This window comes from Pseudoalteromonas sp. SCSIO_11900 (assembly GCF_000576475.1).
Lineage (GTDB): Bacteria > Pseudomonadota > Gammaproteobacteria > Enterobacterales > Alteromonadaceae > Pseudoalteromonas > Pseudoalteromonas tetraodonis.
Genome location: NZ_KK070023.1, coordinates 1,928,944 through 1,942,446, shown reverse-complemented (window position 1 = coordinate 1,942,446; position 13,503 = coordinate 1,928,944). Strand labels below are relative to the sequence as shown.

Below are 13,503 nucleotides of genomic sequence, written 5' to 3'. Positions count from 1 at the left end.
CATGCAATCTGCTGCTTTAGACAAACTACGCCAACAAGTTGCTACGCTTAAGCAACAGGCAGAGCAATTTGATAAAGCAAAATTATTTGCTAAAAACCGGTATATGCAGGCACAGCCGAGCTTATTTGACAGAGGCGTATTTAGTACCAAAAGCATGAACTTAGCCGACTATGTAGTAGAAATAGAAGATGAAATAGCCAGCCTACCACCGAGCGAACACCGTCATGCCTACACCTATGCACTTGAGCGCATTGCCAGCCAGGTACAAGCGGTCTTTAATGTAATTAAATCGACCCCTATTTGGGTGAAAGAAAACAAAAGTCATTTTAAGCCTCGTGCCAAACAGCCTATTTACAAACAAGCAGTGCAAAAAATCATGCAATCATCCCATGAGTTATATGATGAACTTAAACAAAACCATGAGTTTGAACGCCGCCTGGTATTAATGATTGAAGAGCGTAAATTGCAAATGGAAAAAGCATCACCAGCGCAAGCGCAAAAGCTTAATCAAGAAATTTTAACCACTCATGCACGACTCGGCCGTTGTAGAAAAGCAATTTCTGCCACCGAAGACAAAATTCAACAAGTAGAAAAACAACAGCTACGCTAATGCAGCTTTTTTATCACCCTCTGTACTCGCAATTAGAGTTACCTGAGCGCCATCGCTTTCCAATTAAAAAGTATCAGCAGCTTAAGCATGAAATAGAGCGTTTAGGCTACACACAATTTATATCACCTTCGCCAGCAACAACAGCGCAATTGAAATTGCGTCATAGCTCAGAGTACATCGCAGATTTTTTAAATGGCTCGTTAACTGACAAAGCGGTTAAGAAAATGGGGTTTCCGCACTCACCTGAACTAGTCGAGCGAACCCTTTATTCTGTTGGTGCCAGTATTCAAGCAGCTGAGAATGCACTTAAAAGTGGTTTAGCGGCTAATTTAAGTAGCGGGTACCACCATGCTTATAGCAATTACGGCAGTGGCTTTTGTATTTTTAATGATTTAGCCATTGCGGCAGCGCATCTTATTGCAACGGAGCAAGCCGACACCGTATTAATATTTGATTGTGACGTACACCAAGGTGACGGTACCGCGCAAATAACCCAACAGCACGAGCAGATAATTAGCTGCTCAATTCACTGTGAACAAAACTTTCCTCGGCAAAAACAGCACTCAAACTACGACTTTGGCTTACCTGCAAACACCACAGATGCAGAGTATTTAACAACACTAGAGCAAGCTCTTGAGTTATGTGTTCGCCTCCACCAGCCCGATATTATTTTATATAATGCGGGCGCCGATATTTATACCAAAGACGAACTCGGCTTATTTGATGTTTCTTTGGCTGGCGTATACGCGCGTGACTTTGCCGTTCTTAACTTATGTAAGCAGCGAAACATCCCGCTTATGTGTGCTTTAGGTGGTGGTTATCAGCGTAACATTAATGATTTAGTCCGTGTCCATAAACAACTATTTAAAGCGGCTCTCGATTTATAACAGTCCTTGGTATAGACTCATTAAAGACAATAACAAAAAGTGACTGGAATATGCGATTAGATGACGACATACACAATTTTTACGAAAAACTCGTTTTAGAAGAAATAGAAAAACGTAAACTTAATGAACGTTACAACGACGATGTAATGGCTGACTTTTGCTGTACCGTACTCAATCAATTACCCCCACGTTATATTCGATACGATGTAGATATGGCATTTTATTTAACTCAAACAGATCGTTTAGATATGCAGCAACGCGTTGCACTTGCTATTAATTTTGCGATTGATCAGATTGCTAAAAAGAAAGATATTAATGAGTAACCCGCTAGAAGACGCCCCTACACACATAAAACTTGCTGTGGATTTAATTATGATATTAGAGCAACACGACGTAGAGCCCGAAGAAGTATTAAAAGCGCTCGATATCGTAAAAAGTGACTTTGAGAAAAAGCTAGTTAGTAACTAGCTTTACTCTATTGTTTGTATTTCATGAACGGTGACAACACCATCGTGTTTATTACAATCAATTTTAATTTCGCCGAATGTTCGTCTCGGTGATGTTGACCTACGGCAGTTCATGTTTTGAGCTTTAACACTAAACTGCTCAATATAAACGGCCACAATTGCATCTATTTGTTGCTTCTCGTGTGTTGTCGCAGCAGTATAAAAAGTATCATATTGTTGTGACCAATTTTCAACGCCTGCTTGTGCAGCAACACCCAACCACCCCATACTAAGCTTAGTTATTGCTCTAAATATTGCCCTTTTCTGTATGCCTTAACACCATTATATTCTTTTTTTCTTCATGGTATTATCGTTGTAAAGACTTATTGGTGACGAATTACAGCCAGTTATTAAAGCCATCAATACCAGCAAAGTGGCACTCAATTGTCGATGATTCAATATTATCCTTAATTTATTATTGTTTTTGCCCAGAAACATACACCACTTTTAAAACACCCGCCCTAAAATTTGTTAGCATAAATTTAACATTATCATGGGATTGCAAAGCTTACAGCGATTATTTTATTAGCGCAGTTTTAATCACCCATTTAAAAATAGATAAACCTAATTTTTAATACCCTGTGTTTATACCCAAGCTACTTTACTACTTTAAGTACAATACATTTAACTGGCTCAAATTTATCACTGGCTGTCTGTTTGTTGAACTAGTAGCAATAACTGCGCGGCCGCTTTGGCATCGTCTAATGCACGGTGATGATTGGTTAAATCTAAATTAAAGTGTGCCGATAAATTACCGAGTGAGTATGACTTTAATCCCTTAAATGCTTTGCGTGATTCAACGACTGTACACAGTTTTGGCATTTTAAAATTAATTCCCACCCTCTCAAGCTCTTTTTTAATAAAGCCATAATCAAAATTAACATTGTGAGCGACAAAAATACTACCCGAAAGCTTATTTAATAAAGTCGAAGCAATGTCGCTAAATATAGGCGCATCACTTACCATAGCATCGTTAATACCGGTTAGTTTGGTAATAAAACGAGGGATGGGCCGCTCTGGGTTTATCAGCGTAGTCCATGTGTCAACTATTTCGCCCTGCTTTACTTTAACAATACCAATTTCGGTAATGCGGTTACCGCCTTTGAGACCTCCTGTAGTTTCAATATCTACCACACTATAAATACGGTTAGGGTCTACATACCAGTTTACCGCTGCAATATTGACTTTAAAACCACTGTTTTTTAAATTATCGATGCTCACTAGCTGGTTTCTTTTAAGCTTGTCTCCGGGCGCTTTTACCTCTTCAAAATGAACGCTATTGTTATCAACAATCATTAAATCGGGATAACCATCTTTTAGCTGTCGGTAGTTTTTTGCCATATTTTTTAAATGCTGAAGTAAAGCCGTTATTGGGCTATTTAATATAAGCATCTCTACTGGCTTTAATACATCTTTGTGCCACCTAAATAAGCCATTTGGTTGCTCATAATACTTCGCGGCATGGTCACACACTAAACGCAGCAATTTCTGGGCACTACTACACGCAGCTAGCCGCGCTTCTATTTGTGAGGATTGATTTATATAAAATGTGTCTGTTTTTAACGCTTGCGGGAAAATATCAAATTCGTTACAAGGTGGTGTTGGGGTTTCAATAAAGAGCTCTTGCCAAAAAACCAGCGCAAATAAGCTTTGCCACAACGTATTTTCAGTATAAAAAACGTGTTTGCCTTGACGAGTGTAGTGCTCACTTACACCTAACTCAACATCGCCACGGTAAAGCTCATCAACTTCTATAATACAGCGTGTACTGGCTAACATTTCACTAAGCCGTGAGCGTGTTTGCTTGTTAAATTTTCGCATTAAAAAGTCATCCGCAAAGTACAATAACTCATCGGTGAGCGGATTTTCTATAATTTCCTCAAGTTGCGCCTTTACCCATTCTTTATTGCCTAAACGGTATTGCTCTCTTATTTGAATTTCTAGTGCGTGCGCATCGTCTTCGCAGGCATTAAGTAAATCAAACGCTAATACAGGGTTAGTTGTTTTTAGTTGCTTATAAAGTATGACCAATAACTTATTCTTTAGCTCTCGAGCTATAACTCCTATTGCTAATTCATTTATTAACTGTTTTGCTAGCGTCTCATTTTCATTGTCATCTTTCGCGTTTTTAACAGCTAACCGAAAACGGTTTAACACATAGTTAGATTGCGCTTCCTCAATTGAGTCAAAGCGAGACAAACTTTCATTATGCCCCTGCCTAACAGGAGTTACCCCTAAATCTCTTAGTACAAACCGGTTTTGATGATTAACATCACCGGCACTGAGCCTGCCAAGATACAAAAATTCAAAATACTCGTAATACTCTTCTCTATTATTGATCACGTACTGATTATACAAATGCGAAAGACGCTCTGGCTTAGATTCAAAAAATGAAATAGCGACTTCAACTAAACAACTTTTAGCCGCACTTTTTTTAAATAATGGTGGCAGCTCTTGTTGAGCTAACAACTCAATTAAGGCCGGCTTTGTTAGATGACTAAGCAGTTGCTTAGCGTCTGCTTGTGAGGGTTCACAGACTAACCCAGCTGTTTTTAAATTAAAAAGTGCCTGATAAGGCGAAATAATCTCTTCATAATTTAATGACTGAGTTTGCACTAAATAAGGTTTACGAGAATAAATACGTGCTAGCATGCATTGGCTTTGCTCGTCGAGCGTGTTTATTTTATTAATAAATGTAATGTGCTTTTGCTCAAGCAAATGCATACATTTATCACTCACAAAGCCTATTAGCTCTTTAAAATGTGCCAAATAATATTTTGCTGGTAACTCTTTTCTCATAAAAACCGCCTACACTGTATATAAAAACAGTATCTAGCATCTCATTATTTTTATCAACCCAATAAAAATTTTTTATGCATACGTATTACTATTGAAATATCTTTTTTAGCGTGATTACTCTGTGCTAAGGTTGCCCGCAAATTATTAGTGGTACTTTAACTTCATTACACATAATAAAAATTAGGATTGAACAACATGACAACACAGTATGCAGCTAAAGGTGTGCAAAGCGCACAGACAAAGTGCTCACTTTTATACGTTATTTTTATATCGGCTGTTGCCGCCATTGGTGGCTTTTTATTTGGTTTTGATTCAGGCGTTATAAATGGCACTGTATCGGCATTAGGTAATACATTTAACTCAAGCAGTGTAGCAACAGGGTTTAATGTTGCCTCTGTTTTACTTGGTTGTGCGCTGGGTGCTTTAGCTGCTGGCCCATTAGCTGACAAATTTGGCCGTCGCGCTATTATGATTGTCACTGCACTTATATTTGCTATCAGTGCATTTGGCTCTGGCATTGCTGATAGCTCAGCTGAGTTTATTTTTTACCGCTTATTTGGTGGATTAGGTATAGGTGCGGCATCTGTTTTAGCGCCGGCTTATATTGCAGAAGTAGCACCTGCCAGCTTACGCGGCCGTTTAGCAACACTGCAGCAGCTTGCTATTGTGCTGGGTCTGTTTGCTGCCTTTTTAAGTAACTACCTAATTGCTAATGCCGCAGGCGGTGCCGAGGGTATTTTACTGTTAGACTTAGCTGCATGGCGCTGGATGTTTTGGGCTGAACTGGTTCCTGCAGGCTTGTTTTTAATTGGGGTCTTGTTTATCCCTGAGTCACCGCGCTACTTAGTTGCACAAGGCAAGCTTAAACACGCTAAAACTGTATTTAATAAAATTTCAGACGATGATGCTGATGCGCAAATCAATGACGTAAAGCAGTCTCTGAAAAGCGATAAAAAACCAAGTATTCGCGATTTATTTATAGATGGCAGTAAAAAGGTACACCCTATTGTTTGGGTGGGTGTGGCCTTGTCAGTGTTTCAACAATTTGTTGGTATTAACGTGGTATTTTATTACGGTTCAGAGCTTTGGCAAGCCGCTGGTTTTGATGAATCACAATCACTATTTATTAATGTACTTGCCGGCACTACTAATATTTTATCGACCTTTATAGCTATTGCTTTGGTCGATAAAGTAGGTCGTAAGCCACTATTATTGGTAGGTAGTATAGGTATGTTTATTAGTTTAAGTGCACTTACCTACACCTTTGGCAGTGCAGGTCTTGATGAAGCGGGCAAGTTAGCACTTAGCGAAAATATGGGTACCTTTGCTTTAATAATGGCTAACCTGTTTGTGGTATTTTTTGGTTTAAGCTGGGGCCCAATTGTGTGGGTACTGCTTGGCGAAATGTTTAATAACCGCATCCGTGGTGCAGCGCTTGCAGTTGCTGCCAGTGCGCAGTGGATAGCTAACTTTGCTATTACTATGACCTTCCCGATTATGCTAGGTAGTATTGGTTTAGCAGGCGCCTATGGTTTTTACACTCTCTCGGCGTTTATTAGTGTGTTCTTTGTGGTTAAATACATTAAAGAAACACGCGGTATGAAATTAGAGTCAATGTAAATTACTTGGCTGGAGTAAAATAGCGCTTAAAAATGCTATTTTACTCCAACGTATTTATCTCTCCTTTGTAAGCCCTTTCATTTGCTTGTTCCTCATCTACAAACAATATGCTTTTTTAGTATATATAATCTTTTAAAGTTCTTTTTTAGAATATAAAAAGTTAGCTATTGTTCGCCAACTATCTCTACTTAGTCTCAATTTAAATGAAAAACAGTTACTCTCGGGCCTTATTTTCACCTCTGCGTTAAGCACATTTAATGTATTTGCAACGAATGGCTATTTTACTCATGGCTACGGTATGACTCACAAAGGCATGGCAGGTGCTGGTGTAGCGTTATCAGAAGAGTTAATGTCGGGTGCAAATAACCCGGCTACTTTTTCAGCTAATGGCACGCAAATGTCGGTAGGCATAGAATTATTTGCTCCTGAGCGTAACTACACCGCTGCAAAGGTCGATGAATACTTTACCAATGCACTGTATTTGGACGCAACAACCAAAAAAAGTGATAACAGCTTATTTGCAATTCCCGAATTTGCTATTGGCCATCAATTAAATGAGCGCATTAATATTGGCCTATTAGTTTACGGTAACGGCGGAATGAACACAGAATATGTGGCTGCTTCTGCCCCTCAAGGCACATTTTATGGCGGCACCACTGGTGTTGACTTAAAACAGTTATTTGTCAGTCCAACCATGAGCTATCAATTAAATGAACAAATACGCCTAGGTGTTTCTGCTATTTATGTAGTGCAACAATTTGAAGCACAAGGTTTGGCAAATTTTGCCGCCTTTTCGCAAAAGCCAGAGGCGCTGTCTAATAATGGCGTTGATACCAGCACAGGCATTGGAATGCAACTTGGGATCAGCCACATTATTAATTCGTCATTTAGCTGGGGCGCCAGTTACCGTTCATCAGCGTCTATGGATGAATTTGACCGTTACAGCGGCCTGTTTGCAGAGCAAGGCGGGTTTGATTTACCAAGCTCTATTCAGATCAGTACCGCTTGGCAGTTTTTACCATCGCACCAAGTGGTGTTTGATTGGCAAAAAATAAATTACAGTGAAGTAAAAAGTATCGCCAACCCTATTACTAATTTAATGTCAGCGCCACTAGGGGCTGAAGCCGGAGCAGGCTTTGGTTGACACGATATGAGTATTTATAAACTGGGTTATCAATGGCAACGCACTGAGCAACAAAAAATTAGGTTTGGTGCTTCTTATACTGAGCAACCCATTCCATCATCTGACATTTTATTTAATATTTTAGCGCCCGGTGTGCAAGAATGGCATTTTACAGTCGGCATTAGTCATGCGCTTAGTGACGCGGTGCAATTTAACGCAATGGCTTTTTATTCACCCTCTAAAAATGTGACAGGTGCAAACTATTTAGCGCCTAATCAACAACTATCAATTTCAATGGAACAATCAGGATTGGGTTTATCCCTTGCTTGGAGGATTTAAACGATGACAACCGAATTCACACCACTATCTGGGGCTATTGGCGGTGGTTTAATTGGTCTAGCCTGCGCGTTATTACTGGTTTTATTTGGTAAAGTAGCGGGAATTTCAGGGCTTATAAAATCAATTTTTAATCCACTGGCAGCAGCTTCTCGTTGGAAACTGTGTTTTGTGATGGGGTTATTACTAGCAGGTGTATTTATACAATTATTTGCCCCTGAGCTGTTAGTAGGCGAATTAAACTTATCGCCTTGGATGATTATTATTGCAGGGCTTTTGGTCGGTGCGGGGACCACGTTAGCGAATGGCTGCACGAGTGGTCACGGCGTATGTGGTATGTCTCGCTTTTCGGCCCGTTCATGGGTATCAACCTGTACGTTTATGGCAATCGCCATTATCACCGCTAATTTAGTAGGGTAAATCATGCACGCAATTATTACGCTTATTTTAGGGTTTGTATTTGGTTTGGGACTAATTATTAGTGGCATGACCAACCCAGATAAAGTGCTTAACTTTCTCACTTTTAATCAGCAATGGGACGGTAGCTTAATTATTGTTATGGCTGTTGCAATGACCATTATGATGGGCGCATGGTTTTGGCTCACTAAAAAAGGCACGCCGGTGTTTAACGACAAACTAAGCCTTAGCGATTTAAAAAAGGTCGATACGCGGTTAATTACTGGCTCTATTCTATTTGGTTTAGGTTGGGGCTTAAGCGGCGTGTGCCCGGGCCCCGGGCTTGTACAACTGGTATCACTTAAAACAGAGTTTTGGTTATTTTTTGCTTCCGTACTTGGCGGTATGTGGCTGACCAAAAAAATATAATATGAGTCGCCGAGCACGCCTCGGCCACTTAGCATACTAACCGTGATCTATGTTGTGTGCTCTTCAACTGCTGCTCAACTGAGTAAATTACCAATCACTGTATATAAATCATCGCTATTAATGGGTTTGGCTATAAAGTCATCCATACCAACAATTAAACAGCGCTGCTTATCTTCCTCATAAGCATTTGCAGTGATCGCCACTATAGGTACTCGTAAGCCGCTTTTAATTTCATTGGTTCTAATCGCGCGAGTGCATTCATAGCCATCCATGTTCGGCATTTGGCAATCCATTAAAATCAAATCAAACGACTGACTCTTCAAGACTTCAAGCGCCTTTAAGCCATCTTCAGCCATTGTTAAACTCGCTTTAGTAGGCTCAAGCATTTTTGCAATCACCTGTCGGTTAATCGCATTATCCTCTACCAACAGTATACGTTTATCCAAAAGACTGGGCTGCGAGGCTGTTTTTTTAGGTAACTTTGAGGGAGCCTCTGCTGATTCTGGCGCACTAATACTAAAGGTGAACGTACTACCTTTACCCTCTTCGCTGTGTAAATGAATTTCACCGTCCATCATCTTTATCAGCTTTTGAGAAATAGCCAGCCCCAACCCTGTTCCGCCATACTTGCGAGCAACGCCAACATCAGCTTGAGTAAACTCACTAAATAATAATGATTGCTGTGCCTTTGCAATACCAATACCGCTATCTTCAACGCTAACCTGAAGTTTATTATCGTTATAATCGAACGATAATCGCACAAAGCCTTGCTCTGTAAATTTATACGCATTAGAGAGTAAATTAATAATCACCTGATTTAAGCGTAATTCATCAACACTAATGTACAGTGGTAAATTTGTGGTTTGAATTATGCTAAATTCCACCTCTTTAGTACTAACAATCGGCGTAAATAAAGAGCGTATATTTTCGATAAATGGAGCTAGCTGCGTGGGTCTACTATTTAGCTCCATGGCATTTGCTTCAATTTTAGAAAAATCTAAAATATCGTTAAGAATATTAAGCAAGTTTTTTGAGCTTTTTTGCTGCGTGAGCAACAACTCTTTTTGTTCATTACTTAAAGACTGATCTCGAAGCAAAACCTCTCCCATACCTAATATGCCATTCATAGGTGTGCGAAGTTCGTGACTCATATTAGCTAAAAATTGTGACTTAGCGATATTTGCTTCATTAGCGAGTTTAACTGCTTGTGTTAGCTCAGTTGTTTGTTCTGCTACTTTATCTTCTAATTGCTGATTAAATTGGCTAAGTTGTTTATTAAGGTCTTCATTTTTTACATTAGAGGCTTGCAAACTTTTGATTGAATGCTGAAATGCATTACTCAACATTTCAAATTGTTGCTGTAATTGCAGTATTTCGTACCAACTAGAGTCTGTATTAAATACGTGTTTTTTAGTTTTACTAAAGCTGTTAATTAAATGAGTTAACTCTATGATGGGTTTAACCAGCAAATGGGTAAATTTATAGATAAATAATACCACCAGTGCAATAGAAAATAGCCCCAGCAACATAGTGGGCAACCAAGAATCCACTACCACCAAGCTTAAATATTTACGATTGTAGAGCGATATAACCTGCCACCCTGTAGTGTCGTAAACATACTGATTTGTATGGTACACCTCGTTATCGTTTGAGCGAAAAAGCTGATTACCACTAAAACGTTGGATACTAAGATCCTGCTGCTTAAAATCAGTCAGCACCGTAAACTGACTTAACGAGCTAAATACTATTTTTTTATCGGCATCAAGAACAAGTAAATCCCCTTTATACTCAAATAAATTGGGAATAAACCGCTCTAACTGATCTAGCTTGAGCGAAATAAGGACGATCATTAACATAACGCTGACTCTGGCTTAAACCACTGAGCAATTCACTGGGTATACTTTTCTCAACATAACCTTCGGAGCTCGCATACAGACTAGTTGCAAAACCAGGGCATAAAGCCATTAGCCGCTCAAGCTGCTGTATTGGTGCTCCGGCACTCATTGCATCACTGGTTATTACCATTGCATTTTATGAAACAACAAATAGTCACTAAGCTGGGCACTGATCGAGCGTGATTTTTCTTTAAGTTGCGTATTTACTTCGTATTCTAAGCGCGAGTAATGCTGATTAACCAAAAAGACACTGGTGATCAAAACCACCAAAACAATAATGATACTGACAACATAACTTAATATACGGACCAGAGGCTGCCCTTGATAAGCCCGGCTTGCGTGGGTAACAAACACACTCACTAAGTCGACCAAAGCTAACGCTATCATGGCATTGATAAAGTATTTTGAGGCAGCCACAACAAGCGTGAGCCAAGGAAGGCCTATAACAAAGTGACCCAAAACCCACACCAGTGGTAAGCCGACTAAAAACCAAAATACTGCACCTAAAGGAAGTATTGGCTTAGAACGCTTTAAGCAAAAGGTATAAAGCCAAAACAGCTCAAGCACATAAACAACACTGGCCCAGCTATGCCCCCAGCGATAAAATAAAAAACCAGTGACAATAGCTAAACTAAGGAGGGAATAACGAAGCCCAGCAAACACTAAACTGAGTATTACAAACGTCTGACCAAATAAAAATTCAGAGCTATCAAAAAAATACAGAGGTAAAAAGGTTAGCGCATCCCCCTAAAAGCCATAATAATATAGCAAGCGCCCACTTATTGCTCACTCATTAGCTATTGTCTATAAAGGTAAAAATTTAGCTAAGTGGGTATGATCTAGAATTAGTGTACGAATAATATAAATAAGAAATATTAAAAAATGGAATTTTAATACACCCAATGTTGTTTGAAGTATAAGTTGGCATAAGAACATATGCTTTTACTGAGCTACAGCGTCGTAAGTGAAGTATAACTTGGCATAAAATTGAAGTGTATAATGGCATAAAGCTACCAAATACAGGCTTTATGTAGCTAACCACTTAATAATGCAGCCCAGTTTAGTTGACTGCTCTGTGCCCAGACTGTGTAAAAACTAATTTTTAATAAATTGTCTTGGGTATGTTCTTAGTTTGAAACCATTTAAGATGGTTGCGATCGATTTTTTCTCAGTATCGCAATTTTCTCCGCGCGAACGAAACTGCTATGGCAACGCTACTCTAATTGCTTTACTTAGGCCGTTAACTCCCATAATTGTTATCATTCTTCTGAAGTTGTAAGCTAGGACATGAAGACTTATTTCTGTCCCCACGCTTTTTAAACCTCGTGTTAGTAAGTGGGTAGCTCCCATCCAGAGTTTAATTGTGCCAAAGGGGTGCTCAACAGTTTGCTTGCGATGAAGCATCAATTCAGGTTCATTCTTTAGCTTTTGAAGCATTTCTTCTGTCAGAATCTCATGCACCCACCGCCTTATTCGCCTAGGGTCTTTTTTAGAGTTAGTGCACTGACTTCTTATTTTACAATCTCGACAAGCAATGTGATTGAAGTAAACATCAAGGTATTTACCTTGCTCAAATACCTGCATTCGATTTTGAAGTTCATTACCAGCGGGGCATAAGTAAATATCTTTATTTGCATCGTATTTGAAGAGTGAGCGGTTAAATATCCCTTTCTTTTCAGAGGACGATGTATCCGTCTTGGGCATGATTGGCTCTGCACCCAAATCGATAGTATCTTTTATATCGGGCTGACTGAAGTAACCTTTATCTGCTAATACCCTTATATCTTCCTTGCGCAATGCTTTTTGTGCGAGTTTTGTCATTGACGCAAGCTGGCCTCTATCTGGCACGTTGGTCACCTCATGCGCCACTATAAGGTGGTGCTTGGTATCAACCGCACTTTGCACGTTATAACTCACAACTCTTGTAAAACCTTGAGTTTTCATTAAACGTGAATCAGGATCAGTAGTGGATATTTGCTTGTCAGGATGAGCTTCAACTTGTTCTTTAATCTCGTGTAGTTTTTTTAACTGGCTGCGAAAGTCAGCTAGCCTATCTTTTGTGGCTTTAATTTTTGTGACGTTAGCTTGCTCTTTATCGGCTTCATCAAGTAATTCAAGGTAACGTTCAATATTCTTTTCGACTCGGTCGATGTGGAATTTAACTTTGCTTGGCGTAAAATTATTGCCTTTGTTGTTGCTAGCTTTAAACTTACTACCATCGATGGCAACAACTGGTTTCTCAAACATATTCAGACGACGGCAGACTTCAACAAACGTTTTGCACACATTTTTTATACCATCTCCGTTGTCTTTTCTAAAATCAGCAATCGTTTTAAAGTCGGGTGCCAACTTACCAAGTAGCCACATCAGTTCAATATTGCGTTGGCATTCGGTTTCTAATCGGCGGGATGATTGAATACGGTTGAGGTAACCATAAAGATACAGTTTTAATAATGTGGCTGGATGATACTTAGGGCGGCCTGTGGACTTTAAAGTTAACCCTTTAAACTCCAATTCAGCTAGATTTAGTTCCTCAATGAAAACATCAATCACTCTGACCGTATTATCTTCACTGACGTAGTCTTCCAACGATTCTGGAAATAACGTTGATTGGTCACGACTTTCACCGCTTATAAACTTTGACATACTGCCTCAACCCTCAACTGAATCAATAGTCTAATTATATAAATATCAGTATATTAAGTGAACTAAATGTATAGATTAATAGATCATAAGCAGAACATACTTAGACCAAAAGGTGATCAGAGTTTTCACACAGTCTGTGCCATAATCCGACCTTGAGACACATAGAGATTAAGACTGCAAAGATACGAAAGCGGAAGTTAGCTTTGGCCTGTTTAACGACAAATATTCCGACAAAGCAGTCATGACTATTAGTTTA

General features: G+C 39.3%; 11 protein-coding genes and 2 pseudogenes. 9 read left to right on the top strand and 4 right to left on the bottom strand.

The window, feature by feature from the left end; translation table 11 throughout:
* Position 1 precedes the first annotated feature (1 nt).
* From BG00_RS09015 to BG00_RS17370, 4 genes are read left to right on the top strand one after another with little or no spacing between them, the layout of a single operon-like run.
* A complete protein-coding gene (locus tag BG00_RS09015; RefSeq protein WP_036982007.1) occupies positions 2-610 on the top strand; it encodes a primosomal replication protein in 609 nt (202 codons plus the stop codon).
* Positions 610-1,497, top strand: a complete 888-nt coding sequence (locus tag BG00_RS09010; protein ID WP_036982005.1) for a histone deacetylase family protein — start codon at positions 610-612, stop codon at positions 1,495-1,497. Before BG00_RS09015 ends, BG00_RS09010 begins: the two co-directional genes overlap by 1 nt.
* Positions 1,498-1,547: 50 nt before the next feature.
* Entirely contained in the window at positions 1,548-1,820 is a 273-nt protein-coding gene (locus tag BG00_RS09005) for a late competence development ComFB family protein (protein ID WP_036982001.1), read from the top strand.
* Complete coding sequence (locus BG00_RS17370; protein WP_081762898.1) at positions 1,813-1,965, top strand: YbaM family protein; 153 nt, start codon at positions 1,813-1,815, stop codon at positions 1,963-1,965. Before BG00_RS09005 ends, BG00_RS17370 begins: the two co-directional genes overlap by 8 nt.
* A 2-nt stretch (positions 1,966-1,967) precedes the next feature.
* Here the strand turns inward: BG00_RS17370 and BG00_RS18490 are convergent.
* Together BG00_RS18490 and BG00_RS08995 are read right to left on the bottom strand one after the other, a co-directional pair.
* Positions 1,968-2,402, bottom strand: a pseudogene (locus BG00_RS18490) (sel1 repeat family protein).
* 243 nt (positions 2,403-2,645) lie between these two features.
* Positions 2,646-4,802: an exonuclease domain-containing protein gene (locus BG00_RS08995; protein ID WP_036981999.1), complete on the bottom strand. Its 2,157-nt coding sequence runs from the start codon at positions 4,800-4,802 to the stop codon at positions 2,646-2,648.
* A 195-nt stretch (positions 4,803-4,997) separates the two neighbouring features.
* Between BG00_RS08995 and BG00_RS08990 the strand changes: the two genes are divergently transcribed.
* The 5 genes from BG00_RS08990 to BG00_RS08975 all read left to right on the top strand — a co-directional run bounded on the left by BG00_RS08990 (position 4,998) and on the right by BG00_RS08975 (position 8,706).
* Positions 4,998-6,422 carry a sugar porter family MFS transporter gene (locus tag BG00_RS08990; RefSeq protein WP_051498241.1) on the top strand — a complete coding sequence of 475 codons (1,425 nt, stop codon included), beginning with the start codon at positions 4,998-5,000 and terminating at the stop codon, positions 6,420-6,422.
* Between the two features lie 166 nt (positions 6,423-6,588).
* Positions 6,589-7,566, top strand: coding sequence for an OmpP1/FadL family transporter (locus BG00_RS08985; RefSeq protein ID WP_445322874.1), 978 nt, complete (start codon positions 6,589-6,591; stop codon positions 7,564-7,566).
* Between the two features lie 6 nt (positions 7,567-7,572).
* A complete protein-coding gene (locus tag BG00_RS18050) occupies positions 7,573-7,884 on the top strand; it encodes a hypothetical protein (RefSeq protein WP_253861367.1) in 312 nt (103 codons plus the stop codon).
* Between the two features lie 3 nt (positions 7,885-7,887).
* Complete coding sequence (locus BG00_RS08980; RefSeq protein WP_036981994.1) at positions 7,888-8,301, top strand: YeeE/YedE family protein; 414 nt, start codon at positions 7,888-7,890, stop codon at positions 8,299-8,301.
* 3 nt (positions 8,302-8,304) lie between these two features.
* Positions 8,305-8,706 carry a DUF6691 family protein gene (locus BG00_RS08975; protein ID WP_036981992.1) on the top strand — a complete coding sequence of 134 codons (402 nt, stop codon included), beginning with the start codon at positions 8,305-8,307 and terminating at the stop codon, positions 8,704-8,706.
* A gap of 74 nt (positions 8,707-8,780) precedes the next feature.
* Here the strand turns inward: BG00_RS08975 and BG00_RS08970 are convergent.
* Both BG00_RS08970 and BG00_RS08965 read right to left on the bottom strand, forming a co-directional pair.
* Positions 8,781-11,391, bottom strand: a pseudogene (locus BG00_RS08970) (response regulator).
* 413 nt (positions 11,392-11,804) lie between these two features.
* Complete coding sequence (locus tag BG00_RS08965; protein ID WP_004589456.1) at positions 11,805-13,247, bottom strand: IS1182 family transposase; 1,443 nt, start codon at positions 13,245-13,247, stop codon at positions 11,805-11,807.
* Positions 13,248-13,503 lie beyond the last annotated feature (256 nt).

What these genes read in the sequence shown, in the direction of transcription:
- BG00_RS09015 (WP_036982007.1), top strand. Translation starts at nt 2, where the DNA reads ATGCAATCTGCTGCTTTAGACAAACTACGCCAACAAGTTGCTACGCTT.
- BG00_RS09010 (WP_036982005.1), top strand. Translation starts at nt 610, where the DNA reads ATGCAGCTTTTTTATCACCCTCTGTACTCGCAATTAGAGTTACCTGAG.
- BG00_RS09005 (WP_036982001.1), top strand. Translation starts at nt 1,548, where the DNA reads ATGCGATTAGATGACGACATACACAATTTTTACGAAAAACTCGTTTTA.
- BG00_RS17370 (WP_081762898.1), top strand. Translation starts at nt 1,813, where the DNA reads ATGAGTAACCCGCTAGAAGACGCCCCTACACACATAAAACTTGCTGTG.
- BG00_RS08995 (WP_036981999.1), bottom strand. Translation starts at nt 4,802, where the DNA reads ATGAGAAAAGAGTTACCAGCAAAATATTATTTGGCACATTTTAAAGAG.
- BG00_RS08990 (WP_051498241.1), top strand. Translation starts at nt 4,998, where the DNA reads ATGACAACACAGTATGCAGCTAAAGGTGTGCAAAGCGCACAGACAAAG.
- BG00_RS18050 (WP_253861367.1), top strand. Translation starts at nt 7,573, where the DNA reads ATGAGTATTTATAAACTGGGTTATCAATGGCAACGCACTGAGCAACAA.
- BG00_RS08980 (WP_036981994.1), top strand. Translation starts at nt 7,888, where the DNA reads ATGACAACCGAATTCACACCACTATCTGGGGCTATTGGCGGTGGTTTA.
- BG00_RS08975 (WP_036981992.1), top strand. Translation starts at nt 8,305, where the DNA reads ATGCACGCAATTATTACGCTTATTTTAGGGTTTGTATTTGGTTTGGGA.
- BG00_RS08965 (WP_004589456.1), bottom strand. Translation starts at nt 13,247, where the DNA reads ATGTCAAAGTTTATAAGCGGTGAAAGTCGTGACCAATCAACGTTATTT.